Source organism: Massilia psychrophila, from assembly GCF_002760665.1.
In the GTDB taxonomy this organism is placed as follows: Bacteria; Pseudomonadota; Gammaproteobacteria; order Burkholderiales; family Burkholderiaceae_D; genus JAFCUW01.
The window spans coordinates 79,551-98,013 of sequence record NZ_PDOB01000001.1; the positions used below are offsets into that span (position 1 = coordinate 79,551).

Consider the following 18,463-nt stretch of genomic DNA (forward strand, 5'->3'; position numbering starts at 1 on the left):
AGAAGAGTGGTTAAACGTCGTCCTCGCACAGCGGGGACGACCATCATCAGCGCCGGCCGAACATCATCAGCTCCGCCAGCAGCATGCGCGCCGGCTTGACGACGTCGAGCGCGCCGAGCGACAGGCCGAGCAGGGTTTGCGCCGGCCCGGTGCCGGCAAAGGCGCGCGCCATCGCGTCGGTCAGGCCGACGGTGAGCTTGCGGTCGGCCTGGCGCCCGGCGTCGAAAGCGAGCAGGGTTTCAGGCGTGGCTTCGCGCGACAGCAGGCGGGCCAGCACAAAGGCGTCGCGCAGGCCGAGGTTCAGTCCCTGGCCGGCGACCGGATGCAAGGTCTGGGCCGCATTGCCGATCGCCACCGTGCGGCTGGTGGCGCGCGGCTCGGCGTTCAGGCCGAGCGGATACGCGGCGCGGCTGGAGGTGCGGGTAAAACGCCCGAGCCGTCCGCCGAAGGCATCGCCAAGCCGGGCGAGGAAGGCGGTGTCGTCCAGCGCCAGCAGGCCGGCGGCGGCGTCCGTGCGCACGCACCACACCAGCGCGTACTGCAAACCGTCGGCGCCATCCTGCGGCAGCAGCGCCAGCGGGCCTTCGTCGGTAAATCGTTCGTAAGCGCGGTGGGCAATCGGCGCGCTCGCTGCCACGCGCGCAATCAAGCCGCTCTGAAAATAGTCGCGCTGCAGCGCGCGCGGCTCCTGGCTGCCGAATACGCCGCCTTCGGCCTGCACCGCGATGGCGGCGCGTAAATCGCTGCCGTCGTCGAGGCGCAACGTCACGCCGTCAACCTCTTCGTGCATGACGGTGACGCGTGCCGGGCGCATCGCCGCGATACCGGCGCGCTCGCAGGCGCTCGACAGTGCCGATACCAGGTCGCCATAGCGTGCAACATAGCCGAGCGCCGGCACGTCCTGTTCAAAACGATCGAGCATGCTGCGCCCGAGGTGGCCGCGGCGCGATACGTGGACCTGGTGGATCTCGGTTGCCGCCAGCGGCCAGGCGCCGGCTTCCTCGAGCAGCAGCCGGCTGCCGTACGACAACGCAATCGAGCGCGGGTCGCTCAAGGCCTGGTCGAGCGGCTTGGCGTCGATCAGGGCGATCCGCGCCGGTGCTACCCCGCGCCTGGCCAGCAGCACGGCCAGCGCCATGCCGACCGGGCCGGCGCCGCAAATGGCGACTTCGACAGGATTGTTCATCGTTGGCCCATTGCTGCTTCGATGTCGGCAACCAGCCGCGGCGCGCCCTCCGACAAGATGCTGTAGCCGCCTGGCGTAACGAGCACGTCGTCCTCGATGCGGATGCCGATGTTCCAGAACTGTTCCGGCACGCCGGCGGCGGGGCGCACGTAGATGCCCGGTTCGACCGTGAGCACCATGCCGGGCGCCAGGGGGCGCGACGGCTTGCCTTCGGCGTGCACGTCGCGGTAGGCGCCGACGTCGTGGACGTCGAGGCCGAGCCAGTGGCCGGTGCCGTGCATGTAAAACTGCAGGTGGGCGCGTTCGGCAATAGCGTTGTCGACGTTGCCGTAGACCGTCTTGTCGAGCAGCCCAAGCTCGAGCATGCCTTGCACCAGCACGCTCACGGCGCTGTCGTGGATGTCGCTGTAGCGCCGGCCCGGCTGCACCGCCGCCAGCGCGGCCGACTGGGCGGCCAGCACCAGGTCGTACAACAGCCGCTGCGGCGTTGAAAAGCGGCCGTTGACCGGATAGGTGCGGGTGATGTCGGACGCGTAGCTGTCGAGTTCGCAGCCGGCGTCGATCAGGATCAGGTCGCCGTCGCGGCTCTGCGCGTTATTGGCGTTGTAGTGCAGCACGCAGGCATTGGCGCCGGCGGCGACGATCGGCGTATAGGCCGGATACTGGGCGCCGCTGCGACGGAATTCGTGCAGCAGTTCGGCTTCGATTTCGTACTCGAACATGCCGGGCTTTGATGCGCGCATCGCCCGCAGGTGGGCAGCGCCGGAAATGGCGCCGGCGCGCCGCATCAGCACCTGCTCAAAGTCGTCCTTAAACAGGCGCATTTCGCCCAGCAGCACCAGCAGATCGTGAGCGACGGTGGGGGCGGTGACGCCGCTACGCGCCTGGCACCGCACCGCCTGCAGCCAGGTCTTCATCTGCAGGTCGAGGGCGGCGCTGTGGCCCAACGCGTAATACACCGCCGGCGCGTTCGCCAGCAGGCGCGCCATCTCCTTGTTGAGTTCTTCGATCGGGAAGGCGAAATCGAAGCCGAACGCGGCGCGCGCGCCGTCCGGGCCATGGCGAAAGCCATCCCAGACTTCGCGCTCGACGCTCTTCTGGCGGCAGAACAGGATCGCCTGCGCGGCCTGGCCGGCCTGGGCGGCAACCAGCACCAGCACGCTGTCGGGCTCGGTAAAACCGGTCAGATAATAAAAATAGCTGTCGTGACGGTAGGGGTATTCGCTGTCGCTGTTGCGCATGGCTTCCGGCGCGGTCGGCAGGATCGCCACCGCACCCGGTTGCATCTGTGCGCACAGGCGCGCGCGCCGCTCGCCATAGCGGTTCACGCGCCGGCCTGTTTGACCAGCGGCGCGTTGAGCGCGTCGAGCTGGGCGATGGTGCCGACGTTGACCCACTCGCCGTCATACACTTCGCCGCCGACCAGGCCAAGGTCGATGTACCTGCGCATCAGCGGCGAAAAGCGCGCATGTTCGCCCGGCGTGATGTCGGCGAACATCTCGGGGCGGTAGACGCCGATGCCGGCGAAGTTCCATTTGGGCGTGCCGGTGTTCGACAGGGTGTACATGTCGAGCCCGAAGTCACCAATCGGGTTGTGCCACGGGTTGGGGGTCAGGTACAGCCAGCAGGCGTCGCGCTTTGCCGGCGGGTAGGGGTTGCCCAGGACGTCGTTGTCGTGCAAAACATCCTTGACCTGCTCGAAGTCGAAGTAGGGACAATAGATGTCGCCCGACACCGCCAGGAACGGCTTATCTCCCAGCAGGTGCAGCGCGTTGGCGATGCCACCGGCCGTTTCCAGGGCCAGCGCTTCGTGCGAGTACGCAATGCGGGCGCCGTATTTGCTGCCGTCGCCCAGCTCTTCTTCGATCATGTGGCCCAGGTGGGCGTGGTTGATGACGATCTCGGTAATGCCGGCGCGTACCAGGTTCAGCACGTGCCAGGTGATCAAAGGCCGGCCGCGCACTTTGAGCAGCGGCTTGGGGCAGGCGTCGGTCAGCGGACGCATGCGCTCGCCGCGGCCGGCGGCAAAAATCATGGCTTTCATGGCAATCCCCGACATCAAAAAGTGTAGCCCACTTGCGGCGACTTTTCCTCGAACGTGTCGAGCAGGCGGACCAGTGGTTTGAGGGCTGCGTAGCGGTTGGCGGTCTTGCGCACGTAGTCGAGTACGGTCGGCAGGTCGCCCATGTAGATCGGCTTGCCGTCGCGGTAGTTCAGGCGGCAGAAGATGCCGAGGATTTTTAAGTGGCGCTGCAGGGCCATGAATTCGAAGTCCCGATAAAAAGCGTCGATGTCGGGATTGACCGGCAGCCCGACTTTTTTGGCCGCCTGCCAGTAGCGCACTACCCAGTCGAGCACGATTTCCTCGTCCCACTGGATGTAGGCGTCGCGCAGCAGCGAGGCAAGGTCGTAGGTGACGGGGCCGAACACGGCGTCCTGGAAGTCGAGCACGCCGGGATTGTTCTGCTCCATGAACATCAGGTTGCGCGAATGAAAATCGCGGTGCATGAACACCTGCTGCTGCGCCAGCACATTGGCGGCGATCGCCTCGAACACGCCGTCCAGCTGGGCCTGCTGCGGCGGCGTCATGGTCACGCCGAGGTGCTTGCCGACGAACCATTCGGGGAACAAATTCATTTCGCGCAGCACAAAGGCGCGGTCGAAGTCGAGCAGCACGCCGGGCTGGCTGTGCAGCTGGAATTTGATCAGCGCAGCGACCGCGTTTGCATACATGCTGCTGGCGTTGTCGATGCTCAAACGCTGCAAAAAGGTGGTGCTGCCCAGGTCCGACAGCAGCAGGAAGCCGTTCGCGACGTCGCGCGCGACGATCGCCGGCACGTTGACGCCGGCATCCTGCAGCAAGCCGGCGACGTGGATAAAGGCCGGCACGTTTTCGCGCTCGGGCGGTGCATCCATCGCGATCAGGGTGGGGTCAAGGCCGAGCTTGTCTTGCTGGGCGGCCAGCACGTCGAGCCGGAAGTAGCGCCGGAAACTGGCGTCCGACGAGGCGGGACGACGGCTGTCGACCTCGACCAGGCCGAGGGTGTCCAGCCAAGCGGTAAGTTGGGTCAGGCGGGCGTCGGGCGAGGTCGGTGCGGGGGTATTTGGTGACATGGAAGACATGAAGCGGCCTGTAGAATCCGGAAGGAAGGTGGAGATTCCCATATAATAAGGGATTAGCCCCAATAAATCGCCCTTCAATGGTGTTCACACGCGTTTCATGAGCTGGTTGCCAGCCTCCTTCCCGTCGCAAACCTGGGTCTACGTCCTGGGTGCGCTCGTTACCGCCACTGCGGCGCCGCTGCATGCGCAGAACGCGCCCAAGCGGGCCAAGGTCGACGACCCGAACGCGCCGGTTACCATCCGCGCCGAGGAAATCACCGGCCGTCCCGATCGCGAATTGAACCTCGCGCGCGACGCTGAAATCATCAAGGGCCAGACCCGCATGACGGCCGATACCGCCTGCTATAAGGCGGTCGAGGACCAGATGAGCGCCAGCGGCAACGTCAACATGTGGCGCTTCGGCGACCGCTACAAGGGCGACGCGCTGCAGCTGAATTTCGATTCGGGCAAGGGCTGGCTGCTCAATCCGCAATACCGGATGGAACTGAACAATGCGCAGGGCAAGGCCAGTCGCATCGACTTCATCAACGAGGAAGTGGCGCTGGTGACCGACGGCACCTACAGCACCTGCGAGGGGCCGAATCCCGACTGGTACCTGAAGGCCGACACGCTCAAGCTCGATTCCGGGCGCGACGTCGGCACCACCGGCAAGACAATTGTCTACTTCAAGGGCGTGCCGATCATTGGCACGCCGGCGATGTCGTTTTCGCTGTCGGGCGCGCGCCGTTCCGGCTGGCTGCCGCCGTCGATCGGCTTCGGCTCGAAGGGGTCGGGCGAGGTCATGGTGCCGTACTATTTTAACATTGCGCCGAACCGCGACCTGACGGTGTACCCGCGCATGATCTTGCGGCGCGGCCTGCAGTTGGGCGCTACCGGGCGCTACATCGGCGAAACCGGCGCCGGCCCGTACTCGGGCGAAACCCACGCCGAAGTGCTGGTCGGGGACCGCGTCACCAATACCGACCGCTGGCTGGTGCACTCCCAGCATTCGCAGGCGGTGGCGCCGGGCTGGTCGTATGGCTGGTTCGCGCACGCGGCGTCGGACGATCAATATCCGAGCGATTTTTCGAAGTCGGTCGCCAACAGCGCCGAGCGCCAGCTGCTGCGCGAACTGCGCACCGATTACCAGTCGCGCTACTGGAGCCTGACAGCGCGGGTGCAAAATTACCAGGTGCTGCAAGACCCGGCGGCGGCGGCGGCGGATCCACGCCTGACGGTGCCGCGCCCGTACGACCGCTTGCCGCAAATTAATTTTCACGCCGGACGCTACGACGTCGGCGGCGGTTTCGACTGGGCGCTCGACGCCGAGGTTACCCGCTTCTCGCATCCGACTTTGGTCCAGGCTAGTCGCGCGGTGGTCATGCCGCAGCTGTCCTATCCGTTCGTGCGGCCGGGCTATTTCATCACGCCGAAGGTCATGCTGCACGCCACCAAGTACGACATCGATGCACTCCCCGCCAAGCCGGGCATGCCGGGGACCGCCGCCCATGTGCAGAGCCGCGTGTTGCCCACCTTGTCGCTCGACAGCGGCATGGTGTTCGAGCGCGACAGCAAGCTGTTCGGCCGCGCCGTCACCCAGACGCTCGAGCCGCGCCTGTTTTACGTGCGCACGCCGTACCGCGACCAGAGCAAGTTGCCCAATTTCGACAGCGCCGAGGCCGGCTTCAATTTCGCCCAGATCTTCACCGAGAACCGTTTTATCGGCGCTGACCGCGTTGCCGACGCCAACCAGGTCACGACGGCGCTGGTGTCGCGCTACATGGAGCCGAACGGCGCCGAACGCTTGCGCCTGGCGTTCGGACAGCGTTTCTATTTCAGCGACGAGCGCGTGCAGCTCGACCCCACCGTCAAGCTGAACCGGAGCCGTTCCGACGTGCTGCTGGCCGCGGCCGGCCGCATCGCCGAAGACTGGAGCCTGGACAGCGCGTTACAATACAATGCAAGCAACCGCAGCGTGTTCAGCTCGAACTACGGCGTGCGCTGGCAGCCAGGTGCGAAAAAAGTGGTCAACGCCGAATACCGCTACGTGCGCGACAGCTTCAAGAATCTCGATCTGTCGAGCCAGTGGCCGCTGTCGCTGCGCTGGTTCGGTGTTGGCCGGGTCAGCTATTCGCTGCGCGACCGCAAGGTGCTCGAGAGCCTTATCGGACTTGAATACAAGGCCGATTGCTGGGTATTCCGGATGGGCGCGCAGCGCTTCGTGACGGCGGCCCAGACGACCTCGACCCCGGTGTTTTTCCAGCTTGAACTGAATGGCCTGTCGAAACTCGGACTTGGCAACCCGCTTGAATCGTTTTACAAGAACATTCCCGGCTACGCCAGGCTCAATCCGGAAAGCGGCCGCTAAGTATTCAAGCGGCCCGACCGATTTTTTTGATTCACCTGAATATGAGTGTTTCCCAGATTATGCGTAATATCCGTATGCACCAACTGAAGACCGCAGCGCTCCTGCTGTGTACGCTCATCGCCGGCCAGGCCGCCGCCCAGACGGCCAAGCCAGCCGCTCCCGCCGTCGCCAAGCCCTCCGGCGGCTTCCTGCCGCCGGCGTCCAGCTCGGCCAACGTCATCGATTCGATCGCGGTGGTGGTCAACGACGACGTCATCACCAGAAATGAACTTGCCGCGCGGGTGCGCTCGATCGAGGCACGCATGAAAGCGGCCAGCGCGCCGATGCCCGCCGCGGCCGACCTGCAGCGCCAGGTGGTCGAAGCGATGATCGTCGAGCGCGCGCAGCAGCAGCTGGCCAAGGAAATGGGCGTCAAGGTCAGCGACCAGGAACTCGACCGCGCGATCGGCCGCATCGCCGAGCAGCAAAAAATGTCGCTGCAAGACATGCGCAACCAGATGGAAAAGGAAGGCATGCCGTACGCCACTTTCCGCGAAGAGATCCGCAACGAAATGATGATGCAGCGCCTGCGCGAGCATGAAGTCGACAACAAGATCCAGATTTCCGACGCCGAGGTCGACACCTACCTGGCCGCCGAGCAGGCTGCCGTTGCCGACCAGGTCGAAATAAACATTTCGCAAATCATGGTGCGGATCCCCGAGAACGCTTCTCCCGAGCAGATCGCTGCCCGCAAGGCGCGCGCCGACGAAGTGGCGCGCCAGCTGCGCACCGGCGCCGATTTCGCCAAGACCGCCGCCACTTATTCGGACGCGCCGGACGCGCTCAAGGGTGGCGAAATCGGCTGGCGCGACCCGAACCGCCTGCCGCCGCTGTTCGCCGAGGCGCTCGTCAAGCTGTCGCCGGGCCAGGTTACGCCTGTCATGCGCAGCAACACCGGCTTTCACCTGCTCAAGCTGGTCGGCAAGCGCAACGCCGTTGCGGACGACAAGGAAAAAGCCGTGGCCCAGCAGCAAACCCGCGTGCGCCACATCCTGCTCAAGGTCACCCCGACCATGACGGCGGCCGACGCCAAGCGCAAGCTGGGCGAATTGAAGGAGCGGCTCGACAACAAGGCCGCCAAGTTCGAGGAACTGGCGCGGCTGTTTTCGAACGACGGCTCGGCGGCCAAGGGCGGCGACCTCGGCTGGCTGTACCCGGGCGACTCGGTGCCCGAATTCGAAACCGCCGTGGCCGCTTTGAAGCCGGGCGAAGTGAGCGGCGCGGTCGAAACCCCGTTCGGCTTCCACCTGATCGAAGTGTTGGAGCGCAAGAGCGACGACGCCTCGAAAGAGCGCCAGCGCGTTGCGGCCCGCCAGGTGATTCGCGAGCGCAAGCTGCAGGAAGCGAGCGAAGACTGGGCGCGCCAGGTGCGTGATCGTGCTTACGTCGAGTTCCGCGAGGAGAAGTAAGGGTATGACAGGAAAAGGCATGATCGGCGCAACCCCGGCGCCCGGCGCCGGCCGTCCCGTCATCGCCATCACCACGGGCGAGCCGGCCGGCATCGGCCCGGAAATCTCGTTGCGCGCGGCGTGGGCGATGCGGCGCGAGGTCAACTGCGTGCTGCTGGGCGACGCCGCCTTCCTGGCGCTTACCGCCAGCCTGCTCGACCCTGACATCAAGGTCGCCGCGCTGTCGACCATGGCACTGCGCAACGGTGGCCTGCCGCAATTCGGCCCTGATCGCCTTACCGTGATCGACGTGCCGCTGGTTGCCCACGTCAGGCCCGGCATCCTCGATCGGGCCAACGGCCGCGCCGTGCTGGCCACGCTCGACCTCGCGGTCGAAGGCATCGAAGCGGGCTGGTTCGAGGCGATGGTCACCGCGCCGCTGCAAAAAAGCACCATCAACGATGCCGGCGTGGCGTTTTCCGGCCATACCGAATACCTGGCCGAAAAAACCGCAACGCCGCTGGTGGTGATGATGCTTGCCGGCGAACTTGATCAAAGCGCGGTCGCCGGTGGAACCGCGTTACGCGTGGCGCTGGCCACCACCCACCTGCCGCTGCGCGCGGTGGCCGACGCCATTACCTTCGATGCCTTGGGGCGCGTGCTCGACATCGTCGATGCCGACCTCAAGCGCAAGTTCGGTGTCCAGGTACCGCGTATCCTGGTCGCCGGCTTGAATCCCCATGCCGGCGAAAACGGCTATCTCGGTCGCGAAGAGATCGATACCATCGCCCCGGCGTTGGCGGCAGCGCGCGCGCGCGGCATCGACGCGCGCGGCCCGTATCCGGCCGACACGCTGTTCCAGCCGAAATACTTGCGCGATGCCGATTGCGTGCTGGCGATGTACCATGACCAGGGCTTGCCGGTGCTCAAGTACGCCACTTTCGGGCGCGGCGTCAACATCACCCTTGGGTTGCCGCTGATCCGCACTTCGGTCGACCATGGCACTGCGCTCGACCTGGCCGCCCAAGGCCTCGGGCTGGCCGACTGCGCCAGCATGGAGCAGGCGATTCGCTGCGCCCTGGAGATGGTCGCCGCCCAGCACAGCCCTTCCTGACCCATCAAATAAAGTAAACAATCAATGAAACACGTTGCCCGCAAACGCTTCGGCCAGAATTTTTTGACCGACAGATTCGTCCTCGCCGACATCATCGACGCCATCGGCCCGCAAGCGGGCCAGGCGATGGTCGAGATCGGACCCGGGCTGGCGGCAATGACGGCGCTGCTGCTCAAACACCTGGGCCACATGCACGTTGTCGAACTGGACCGCGACCTGGTGGCGCGACTGGAAAAAACTTTCCCGCGCGACAAGCTGACGATCCACTCGGGCGACGCCTTGAAATTCGATTACGGCCAGATCCCGGTGCCGCCAGGGCAGAAGCTGCGGGTGGTCGGCAACCTGCCGTACAACATTTCCAGCCCGCTGCTGTTTCACCTGGCCGACTTTGCCCACCTGATCGAAGACCAGCATTTCATGCTGCAAAAGGAAGTGGTCGAGCGCATGGTGGCCGAGCCGGGCGGCAAGGTGTATGGCCGGCTGTCGGTGATGCTGCAGTGGCGCTATGACATGAAGCTGATGTTCATCGTGCCGCCTACCGCTTTCGATCCGCCGCCGCAGGTCGAGTCGGCGATCGTGCGCATGGTGCCGGTGGCGCAGCGGCTGGCGTGCGACGGCCCGACCCTGGAGGCGGTGGTGTTGAAGGCGTTCTCGCAACGCCGCAAGGTGGTCCGCAACTGCCTGGCCGGCATGTTTACCGAGGCGCAGATCGTCGAAGCCGGCATCGACCCGACGGTGCGACCGGAAGCGATCGGCCTGGTTCAGTATGTGGCGCTGGCCAATCTTCTCAAACCGGCGGCCTGACCGACTTTTCTTCCAGCATCGCGATGGCCGACGTGCGCGCCACGGCTTCGGCTTCGATCTCGGTGGCGAACACGTGCTCGAGCGCCACCCGCTGCGCCGGCACGATGCTGTTGCGGTGCATCGGGTTGGGCGACGGTCCGTAGATCGTCACGCAAGCAGCCCAGCCGTCGACGTCGAGCAGCCTGATCCCCGAATAATCGATCTCGTACTCTCCAATCTGTTCGGTCGGCACAAAACCTCCTGTAGATGGTGTGGTCCTATCATGCCAGTATTGCCAGGTGAAAGCGACATGTGCGGCGAAAAAAAAGCCCGCTGTTTGGCGGGCTTAAATCCAATTCTTTTTGAGGAGACTTGGAGGAGACGGATGCATTATGCTGCGTCACAGCATATTAGGCCAATTTATCTTTCAAATAACAGATATTGTTCCTGCAAATATCTCGATCACGTCTTTTTAACGCACGTCACTTCGATACCGGCCGGGGCAAGGTCGCCCATGACGCCGGTGCCGTTCGACGACACGCTGCAGGTCTCATTGAGGGGCTGGGCCAGCACAGTGATACTGTACGACTTGCCAAATTCAACCGTGGGGAAGGTGAATGAGGCGTCGGCGGCGAGCGGGGCGATGAAGGGGACGCTGCCGTTGTTCAGTTGCAGGCCGGCCGAAGTGAGGCCGGTGATCTTGCCGCCGAGCGCCACCTGGTTCGTGGTACACCCCACGCCGATGTTGATTGCGCCGAACCGGCCGGCGGTATCGGTGGCGCCATTGTAGGTGACGCCGGTGATCCGGCTGGTAAATGATCCGACCAAGCAGGTTTGATGCGCCGGCGACGCTTTCATAGTCACGTTGTAGACCTCGCCGTACGACAGCGTGTTAGGAAAGGTAAACGAGGTCGCGTTTGCCGCTATCGGCAAGTCCATGCCGTTGGTGCTCAATACCAGGCCGCCGTATTGCAAGCCTTCGATAGTGCCGGAGACCGGAAAAGTCGCCTTGCCGCCGCAAGCGGCCAGGGTCAGGGCCAGGGCCAGGGCGAGCGCCGGGCGCGTGAAATTGCATGTCATACGGATTCTCCAGAAGGGGTGGCGGCAGCCGGTTTGCAAGTGACCTTGATGTTGGCGATTTCTGCCGTGCCCATGGTGTTGACGCCATTCTCGACGCTGCAGGTGCGCCCGCTCGGCTGGGTCAGCACGGTGACGCCATACGGCGCGCCATCGGCAACCTGACTCATCTTGAAACCGATGGTGGCGCCCGGAGCTCCGGCTGTCACCGTAGCGCGATCCGAGCCGTTCACCAGCACCAGGCTGCCGCTGTCGAGGCCTGTGATCGTGCCTCCGAGGTCGTAGGTGTTGGTGGCGCAGGTGATGATGATCGACGTGATGTTGAACGCACCCGACTTTCCCTTGTTGTCCGCCAGGGTGCATTTGGCGCCGGTTGGCTGGGTCGCGATCTTGACCTCGAATTCCTCGTCGTTGCCGATCAGCTCATGGAAGGCGAACGTGGTCGTGCCGGCCGCGATGGGAAGCAGGGGGCCATTCTTGTTCTGCAGCACCAGCCCAGGCTTGAACAGGCCGTCGATTCTACCGCCCAACAACAGGTTGCCGCTGCTGCCACCGCACGCGGCAAGGCTCAAGGCGCACGCGAGCGCGACGCTCGCACGCAGGGTCAGACTTTTCATGTTTTCTCCAAGAACAGACAGGGTAGGGCGGGAATGGCTGGTGCCGAAGCCGCGAAACAGACAATTTGGTCGTCATTTTAGTGCATTTGCCAACGACACCGCCATTCCTCATGTATCACGTTGTAACGCCCTGGCCGCCGATTTGATTTTCCAGCGCAGCATCGCTATGCTGGAGTTGCCGTCACTTCCATTCGCCGCCGTCGCCATGACTGAGTCCAATCCTGATACCAATCGCCCCGCCTGGCCGAAAGCCGTCTTGTTCGACCTCGACGACACGCTGTGGCCGATCGGGCCCGTCATCGCCCAGGCCGAGCTGACCTTGTACGCATGGCTGCTGCTGCACGCGCCGCAGGTGGCGGCGCTTCACTCGATCGACAGCCTGCGCCAGGCCAGGCTGGAACTGATGGCGCGCCGGCCCGAATACCACCTCGACCTGGGCCAACTGAGGCGCGCCGGCCTGCACGCCGCCTTCGAGCAGGCCGGCGAGGACAGCGCCAAGGTCGAGTTGGCAATGGCGTGTTTCTTCGCCGCCCGCAACGCCGTCGCGCTGTACGATGACGTGTTGCCCGGCCTCGAACGGCTCGGCCGGCAGGTGCTGATCGGTTCTATTTCGAACGGCAACGCCGACCTGCGCGCGATCGGCCTGTCGCACCATTTCAAGGTGTCGGTCGCGGCGCACGAGCTCGGGTACGCCAAGCCGGATGCGGCGATCTTCCTGGCCGCCTGCCGCGCCCTTGACGTGGCGCCGCAGGACGCGGTCTACGTCGGCGACGACGTGCTGCTCGACGTGCGCGGCGCCCAGCAGGCAGGATTGCGCGCCGTCTGGCTCAACCGCACCGGCAGCGCGCGCCACCTGGAGCACGGTGTGGTGCCGGACGCGATCTGCGCCGATTTCGGTGAGTTGCTCGACTGGCTACGGCGCGCGCATGACTGCTGACGTTTGCTGCACCCAGCCGCACAGGCGGCAGTGTAGCGTGCATAATGGGGGCGCCAGGAGGGTGTTCGCCTGGCCGCCAGGCCCGCACCATACCGACCACCGCACCATCACCGTACGAACACCGTAAAAATGCTACTCGATACCCGTGCTCAAACCCTGTTGAAGGCGCTCGTCGAGCGCTACATCGCCGACGGCCAGCCGGTCGGCTCGCGCGCGCTGTCGAAGATTTCGGGGCTCGACCTGTCGCCGGCGACCATCCGCAACATCATGTCCGACCTCGAGGAAATGGGCTATGTTTCCAGCCCTCATACATCGGCTGGCCGCATCCCGACCCCGCGCGGCTACCGCATTTTCGTCGACACCTTGCTGACGGTACAGCACATCGACGAGCACGCGGTCGACGCCCGCATGCGCCTGCAATCGCAGCACCAGCCGCAAAAAATCATTTCGAACGCGGCGCAGATGCTGTCGTCGCTGTCGCAGTTCGCCGGCGTGGTACTGTCGCCGCGGCGCGAATCGGTGTTCCAGCAGATCGAATTTTTGCGCCTGTCCGAAAAACGCATCCTGCTGGTGATCGTCGATCCGCGCGGCGACGTCCAGAACCGCATGCTGCTGACCGACGTCGACTATACCCCGAGCCAACTGGTGCAGTCGGCCAACTACATCAACCAGAACTATGGCGGCCTGTCGTTCGAGCAGGTGCGCGCCCGCGTCACGGGCGAGCTGCGCCAGCTGAGCGACGACATGAGCCGGCTGATGCAGGCGGCGGTGGAGGCGGGCAGCGAAGCGATGACCGATCATTCGGACGACATGGTGATCTCGGGCGAGCGCAACTTGCTGTCGGTGTCGGATTTATCGTCGAACATGACGTCGCTGCGCCAGATGTTCGAGATGTTCGAGCAAAAAACGGGGCTCATGCAGCTGCTCGACTTTTCCAGCAAGGCCACCGGCGTGCAGATTTTTATTGGCGGCGAATCGAACCTGGTGCCGATGGACGAAATGAGCGTGGTCACCGCACCCTACGAAGTGAACGGGCGCATCGTCGGCACCTTGGGGGTGATCGGCCCGACCCGCATGGCGTACGAACGGGTGATCCCGATTGTCGACATCACTGCCAAGCTGCTGTCGAATGCGCTGAGCCACAGCTGATTTTTCTCGCCGCCCGGCGTTTGCCATGCCGCGCCAGGAACTATGGGCATGCGGCCATCATCCAACCTCCACACGGCCAATCGAGCTGGCGGCGAGGAGCAACGATGAACACTATTCAGGCAATATGGACCGGTAGCGCCGGCATGATGATCTTGCTGGCAAGCGGTTGCAACAGCAACAATGCTAACGACGAGGCGCCGGCCGACCCGGCCACGATCGAGCAGGGCAAACAGATTTTCCGTTTCGACACCTTTGGCGACGAAAGGCAGTGGAGCGATACCTGGCGGCTGCACGAAGTAATCCCGGCGGCGGTTGACCCGGTGACGGCGCTGGCGGTTGGCCTGAAGGTCGATGCCGAAGCGTTGCCGGCGGCAGTGGTAAAGGGCATCCAGGATGGCAGCGTCGACCTGAAAAGCCCAGCGACAACGGTCGCGCTGCTCAAGCTCAATGCGGTTGTCGGCTTGGTCGGCAAGGTGGAAACGGTCAGCGGCAAGGACACGTTGACGCGGGTCGGCGTCACTTGCGCGCTGTGCCACTCGACGGTGGACAATTCGTTTGCCCCGGGAATTGGCAAGCGGCTCGACGGCTGGGCCAATCGCGACCTTAATCCCGGCGCCATCATCGCACTGTCGCCGGCGCTCAGCGACGCCGTCAAGGTCGTCTACAATTCCTGGGGCAAGGGCAAGTACGACCCGCGCTTCAATCTCGATGGCAAGAACGGCCCGCAGGCGATACCGCCTGCGTATGGGCTCAAGGGCATTCACCGCATCACCTCGACCGGCGACGGCGACGACGTTGCCTACTGGAACCGCTATGTCGCAGTGACCCAGATGGGTGGACAGGGATCGTTTTCGGATAGTCGCCTCGGCGTGAGCGTTACCTACGGCACGCTTGACTTGGTCAGCGCGAAACTGCCGGCGCTGCAGGCTTATCAGCTCTCGCTGGAGGCGCCGGCACCGCCGCCGGGAAGCTTCGACGTTGCCGCCGCTAGCCGCGGCAAGCTGGTGTTTTCCAGCCGCGGGCAATGCATCAGCTGCCACAGCGGTGCTCAATTTACCGATGCCAACATGCGACTGCATCCGGTCTCCGACGTCGTCAGCGAGCCGGAACCGGGCGGCGCGCCGAGCTATGCGTCGCGCAGCGCCACCAAAATGTACCGCACCGCGCCGCTGCGCGGGCTGTGGCAGCACGCACCCTATTTCCATAATGGCAGCGCGGCCACGCTGGGCGATGTCGTGACAACTTACAACACTCGCAAAGCGCTCGGCCTGAGCGCGGCCGAAATTGCCGACCTGACCGAGTACCTCAAGTCGATTTGACGATGCGCCCCGGCTTGTTGATCTGACCACGCCAAACCGGCGAGTCTCAATGCCGGTGCGGGCAGGCCGGCTTGATGCAGTTGCCGTAAATCGCCAGCGCATGCTCGGCAATATTGAAGCCGCGCTCGACGGCGATCATGTGCTGGCGCGACTCGATTTCCTCGTCGAAGAATTCTTCCACGCGCCCGCAGTCCAGGCACACCAGGTGATCGTGGTGGGAGCCGGCGTTCAGTTCAAAAATGGCCTTGCCGGTTTCGAAGTGGTTACGATTGAGCAAGCCGGCTTGTTCGAACTGGGTCAGCACCCGGTACACGGTGGCCAGGCCGACGTCGAGGTTTTCGGTCAGCAGGGTTTTGTAGACATCTTCGGCGGTCAGGTGCCGCACTTCGCTGTTCTGGAAAATCTCGAGAATTTTCAGTCGGGGCAGGGTTGCCTTCAGGCCGCTCGCCTTGAGGTCGCTAGGATTGTTACTCATGTTTGTTGCTCGTAGATTAGGATAGTGCTTTATGATATAGCGTTTTGGAGCTAGCGCTCAAACGTTTTGAGGTCACCTATGCGCGTCAAGAATGTTGTTTTGCACCGTTTTAACAGCCGTGCCCCGCTCGTGGCGGCCGCCATGTGCGCCGTGCTGACGCTGTCCGGCTGCGCCGCATGGCGTAACCAGACCCGGCCCGCAGCGCCCGTCTCGACCTCGCCGGCGGCCCTCGCCGCCGACGCCGGCAAGGCCGCCGCCGCTGCCAACGCCGGCGCGCAGACCAGCACCGTGACGAAACTGCAAAAATTCCTGTGGGTACTGTCGCCTTACCGTCCGGATATCCAGCAGGGCAACTTCATTTCCCAGGAAATGCTGGCCCAGCTGAAAGTCGGCCAGACCCGTGAGCAGGTCAAGTTCATCTTTGGCACGCCGCTGCTGACGGACGTGTTCCACGCGAATCGCTGGGACTATCCGTTTTACTTGACGCGCGGCAATGGCGAACTGACCCAGGCCCGCGTGACCGTCTATTTTAAAGACGACAAGGTGGAAAAATTCGATGGCGGCAATCTGCCGACCGAAAAAGAATACATCGCACGCATCGCCGGTCCGGCCAAGGTCACCGCCAAAGAGGCGCCGAAAAAAGAAGAAGCCGGCTCGGCCAGCATCCAGATCAATAAATAAGCGGCGTCCACCATGACCGAATTGAAAATAGCGATTGCCGGCGCCAGCGGGCGGATGGGCAAAATGCTGGTCGAGGCAATCGCCGCGGCGAGCGACGTGCGTCTGTCCGGCGCGCTCGACGTTGCAGGTTCGCCCGCGCTCGGCCACGACGCCGGGGCGTTTCTCGGCCGGCCGGCCGGAGTGGCGATCACGTCAAGCCTGGCCACCGCGCTGGCCGGGGCGCGCTGCCTGATCGACTTCACCCGCCCCGAGGGCACGCTGGCCCACCTGGCTTACTGCGCCGAGCACGGCATCGCGATGGTCATCGGCACCACCGGCTTCGACGACGCCGGCAAGGCGGCCATTCGTCAAGCGGCCGAAAAGACCGCCATCGTGTTCGCGCCCAACATGAGCGTCGGCGTCAACGTCACCCTCAAGCTGCTCGAGATGGCCGCAAAAAGTTTCGCCGAAGGCTACGACATCGAAATCGTCGAAGCCCACCACCGCCACAAGGTCGATGCGCCGTCCGGCACCGCTTTGATGATGGGTGAAGTGATCGCCGGCGCGCTCGGGCGCGACTTGAAGCAATGCGCCGTGTACGGGCGCGAAGGCGTCACCGGCGCGCGCGATCCGTCCACCATCGGTTTTGCCACCATCCGCGGCGGCGACATCGTCGGCGACCATACCGTGCTGTTTGCCGGCGACGGCGAGCGCATCGAAATCAGCCACAAGTCGAGTAGCCGCGTCACCTACGCCCACGGCGCCCTGCGCGCCGCGCGCTTTTTGGCCGACAAGTCGAGCGGGCTGTACGACATGCGGGACGTGCTGGGTCTGTGAGCGGGCCCGTGGTCTGCACCAGTAACAGGAGAAAAACATGGCAAGTGCCGCAATCAACGGGGCCGCAATCGACGGCTGGGACAGTTTTCATGCCGCGAGCAAGGCCGCCTTCGGCTTTCCGCAAGCGTACTCCAATACGATGGACGCCTGGGTCGATTGCCTGAGTTACCTGCGCGACGCCGACGGCATGAGCAAATTTCGCTTGAAGCCAAACGAAGTGCTCGAGATTGTCATCGACAATGCGGCGGCGCTGCGCGAAAAAGCGCCCGAGCTGCTCGAGGAAGTGACGTACTGCGTCGCCGGCATCAACGAACGGTATGCCGACTATGGCGAAAAGCCGGCACTGGCGCTGGTGCTACGGTAAGTGCGCGGCCGATATCGGCTAGTGGCCGTTGATTGACCAGTGCGGCTTGTCCTTGGTGCCGCCCGCATACTTGACGACGCCGTAGCCCAGGCCCACCGCGTGCAGCTGCGGGTTCATGCCGGTGCGCGGCTCGGAGGCAATGTCGACACGCGCGCCGTTGTGCGTTTTTATCGATAACGTCCTGCTCCATTCGATCGTCATGTCGATCGCCTCGCCGCTCGCATGCAGCGTGTTGAGGGACGGGGCGACATCGGCGCGCAGGTGGCCGATGCAGAACCCCTCCACCATCGCCGTGCAAGCGCCGATCGAGGCAGCCAGGCTCGGATGCGCCCATTGGATCGGCACCCCCGCCATGGCCGGCACGCGCGTGGGCGAGAGATCATTGCGCATCACCTGGTGGGCCCAATGCATCAGGTAAGCGCGCTGTTTGGGCCGCAAGGTGCTGGAGATGTGAACGCTGGCCCCGGCGCCGGCCAGCGCCGCCAGGAAGTTCTCGACGGCGACGCGAAACACCGGGTCGAGGTCGTGCGTCAGCCGGCTTCCCGGGAAGCGCGCCACCCACTGCGGGCCGCTCAATTCATGCCTGGTTTGGTGGGCAAAAAAGTCGGCGGACGGCGTACTGTCGGTTGTCGGTGGGCGCGGTGCGGTCGTCATGGCGGTGAGCCTCGGTTGGCGGCAGGCAGCGCAATTGCCAGCTACCCGACCGTGTCGGTAAACTGGCCGGCGACGAGTACCGCGCCGCACGCCGTTTTCATGCCGGCCAGGGCGACGCCCTTGCCATACAGGCTGGTGACCGGCGCCCCGTCGACGATGGGGTAGGTGCCTTTGCACTGCGGGCACGAGGTCTTGTGGCCGAGGTAGGCAATCGGCTTGCCATGGCAAATGTCGACGGCTGAACCTTCGATGACGGTGCCGCCGTGGCGGGTTTTGTCGCCTTGCCGGATGATTTCGCCTGCCATGTTGCCCCCCCGTGGTAGTTCGCAGGCAGCAAAGCCGGCCTGCAGTGATCAGTATGATTGAGCAAGGCGGCGTCGATTTGACCGGATCG

20 protein-coding genes are annotated in these 18,463 nt (G+C 64.2%); 10 read left to right on the forward strand and 10 right to left on the reverse strand.

What is annotated here, in order from left to right; all coding sequences use genetic code 11:
* Nucleotides 1-46: 46 nt before the first annotated feature.
* Genes CR103_RS00350 through CR103_RS00365 form a run of 4 tightly spaced genes read right to left on the reverse strand, consistent with a single transcriptional unit; the run spans nt 47 to nt 4,300 of the window.
* The gene (locus CR103_RS00350; RefSeq protein ID WP_099914033.1) at nt 47-1,186 is read right to left on the reverse strand and encodes an FAD-dependent monooxygenase; all 1,140 of its coding nucleotides are present in this window, start codon (nt 1,184-1,186) and stop codon (nt 47-49) included.
* Entirely contained in the window at nt 1,183-2,514 is a 1,332-nt protein-coding gene (gene pepP, locus CR103_RS00355) for a Xaa-Pro aminopeptidase (protein ID WP_099914034.1), read from the reverse strand. Before pepP ends, CR103_RS00350 begins: the two co-directional genes overlap by 4 nt.
* On the reverse strand, nt 2,511-3,230 hold the full coding sequence (gene murU, locus CR103_RS00360) for an N-acetylmuramate alpha-1-phosphate uridylyltransferase MurU (protein WP_099914292.1): 720 nt from the start codon (nt 3,228-3,230) through the stop codon (nt 2,511-2,513). The genes pepP and murU overlap by 4 nt, the downstream gene beginning before the upstream one ends.
* Nucleotides 3,231-3,244: 14 nt before the next feature.
* Nucleotides 3,245-4,300, reverse strand: a complete 1,056-nt coding sequence (locus CR103_RS00365; RefSeq protein WP_099914035.1) for an aminoglycoside phosphotransferase family protein — start codon at nt 4,298-4,300, stop codon at nt 3,245-3,247.
* A gap of 106 nt (nt 4,301-4,406) precedes the next feature.
* Between CR103_RS00365 and CR103_RS00370 the strand changes: the two genes are divergently transcribed.
* From CR103_RS00370 to rsmA, 4 genes are all read left to right on the forward strand, one after another.
* Nucleotides 4,407-6,656 (forward strand): LPS-assembly protein LptD, encoded by a 2,250-nt coding sequence (locus CR103_RS00370; RefSeq protein WP_099914036.1) that lies wholly within the window; start codon nt 4,407-4,409, stop codon nt 6,654-6,656.
* Between the two features lie 74 nt (nt 6,657-6,730).
* On the forward strand, nt 6,731-8,104 hold the full coding sequence (locus tag CR103_RS00375) for a peptidylprolyl isomerase (RefSeq protein ID WP_099914037.1): 1,374 nt from the start codon (nt 6,731-6,733) through the stop codon (nt 8,102-8,104).
* 19 nt (nt 8,105-8,123) lie between these two features.
* Nucleotides 8,124-9,197: a 4-hydroxythreonine-4-phosphate dehydrogenase PdxA gene (gene pdxA, locus CR103_RS00380; RefSeq protein WP_099914038.1), complete on the forward strand. Its 1,074-nt coding sequence runs from the start codon at nt 8,124-8,126 to the stop codon at nt 9,195-9,197.
* A 24-nt stretch (nt 9,198-9,221) separates the two neighbouring features.
* Entirely contained in the window at nt 9,222-10,001 is a 780-nt protein-coding gene (rsmA, locus tag CR103_RS00385; protein ID WP_099914039.1) for a 16S rRNA (adenine(1518)-N(6)/adenine(1519)-N(6))-dimethyltransferase RsmA, read from the forward strand.
* On the opposite strand, the gene CR103_RS00390 is transcribed toward rsmA, so the two are convergent.
* The 3 genes from CR103_RS00390 to CR103_RS00400 form a co-directional block, all read right to left on the reverse strand.
* Nucleotides 9,985-10,233, reverse strand: a complete 249-nt coding sequence (locus tag CR103_RS00390) for a hypothetical protein (RefSeq protein ID WP_099914040.1) — start codon at nt 10,231-10,233, stop codon at nt 9,985-9,987. The two genes, rsmA and CR103_RS00390, sit on opposite strands and share 17 nt — an antisense overlap.
* Before the next feature lie 209 nt (nt 10,234-10,442).
* Nucleotides 10,443-11,060 (reverse strand): hypothetical protein, encoded by a 618-nt coding sequence (locus tag CR103_RS00395; protein WP_099914041.1) that lies wholly within the window; start codon nt 11,058-11,060, stop codon nt 10,443-10,445.
* Entirely contained in the window at nt 11,057-11,674 is a 618-nt protein-coding gene (locus CR103_RS00400) for a hypothetical protein (protein WP_099914042.1), read from the reverse strand. The genes CR103_RS00395 and CR103_RS00400 overlap by 4 nt, the downstream gene beginning before the upstream one ends.
* Before the next feature lie 205 nt (nt 11,675-11,879).
* Between CR103_RS00400 and CR103_RS00405 the strand changes: the two genes are divergently transcribed.
* The 3 genes from CR103_RS00405 to CR103_RS00415 all read left to right on the forward strand — a co-directional run bounded on the left by CR103_RS00405 (nt 11,880) and on the right by CR103_RS00415 (nt 15,079).
* On the forward strand, nt 11,880-12,611 hold the full coding sequence (locus CR103_RS00405) for an HAD family hydrolase (RefSeq protein ID WP_099914293.1): 732 nt from the start codon (nt 11,880-11,882) through the stop codon (nt 12,609-12,611).
* Nucleotides 12,612-12,740: 129 nt separating this feature from the next.
* A complete protein-coding gene (gene hrcA, locus CR103_RS00410; protein ID WP_099914043.1) occupies nt 12,741-13,760 on the forward strand; it encodes a heat-inducible transcriptional repressor HrcA in 1,020 nt (339 codons plus the stop codon).
* Nucleotides 13,761-13,864: 104 nt separating this feature from the next.
* Nucleotides 13,865-15,079: a c-type cytochrome gene (locus CR103_RS00415; RefSeq protein WP_229442548.1), complete on the forward strand. Its 1,215-nt coding sequence runs from the start codon at nt 13,865-13,867 to the stop codon at nt 15,077-15,079.
* 46 nt (nt 15,080-15,125) lie between these two features.
* On the opposite strand, the gene fur is transcribed toward CR103_RS00415, so the two are convergent.
* Entirely contained in the window at nt 15,126-15,554 is a 429-nt protein-coding gene (gene fur / locus CR103_RS00420) for a ferric iron uptake transcriptional regulator (RefSeq protein ID WP_099914045.1), read from the reverse strand.
* A 78-nt stretch (nt 15,555-15,632) separates the two neighbouring features.
* Between fur and CR103_RS00425 the strand changes: the two genes are divergently transcribed.
* The 3 genes from CR103_RS00425 to CR103_RS00435 are packed head-to-tail and all read left to right on the forward strand — an operon-like array spanning nt 15,633 to nt 17,415.
* A complete protein-coding gene (locus CR103_RS00425; RefSeq protein WP_229442550.1) occupies nt 15,633-16,235 on the forward strand; it encodes an outer membrane protein assembly factor BamE in 603 nt (200 codons plus the stop codon).
* 12 nt (nt 16,236-16,247) lie between these two features.
* A complete protein-coding gene (dapB, locus tag CR103_RS00430; RefSeq protein WP_099914046.1) occupies nt 16,248-17,051 on the forward strand; it encodes a 4-hydroxy-tetrahydrodipicolinate reductase in 804 nt (267 codons plus the stop codon).
* A gap of 37 nt (nt 17,052-17,088) precedes the next feature.
* A complete protein-coding gene (locus CR103_RS00435) occupies nt 17,089-17,415 on the forward strand; it encodes a barstar family protein (RefSeq protein WP_099914047.1) in 327 nt (108 codons plus the stop codon).
* Between the two features lie 18 nt (nt 17,416-17,433).
* On the opposite strand, the gene CR103_RS00440 is transcribed toward CR103_RS00435, so the two are convergent.
* Both CR103_RS00440 and CR103_RS00445 read right to left on the reverse strand, forming a co-directional pair.
* On the reverse strand, nt 17,434-18,069 hold the full coding sequence (locus CR103_RS00440) for a hypothetical protein (RefSeq protein WP_218968431.1): 636 nt from the start codon (nt 18,067-18,069) through the stop codon (nt 17,434-17,436).
* 41 nt (nt 18,070-18,110) lie between these two features.
* Nucleotides 18,111-18,374, reverse strand: coding sequence for a PAAR domain-containing protein (locus tag CR103_RS00445; protein WP_099914048.1), 264 nt, complete (start codon nt 18,372-18,374; stop codon nt 18,111-18,113).
* Nucleotides 18,375-18,463: the final 89 nt, after the last annotated feature.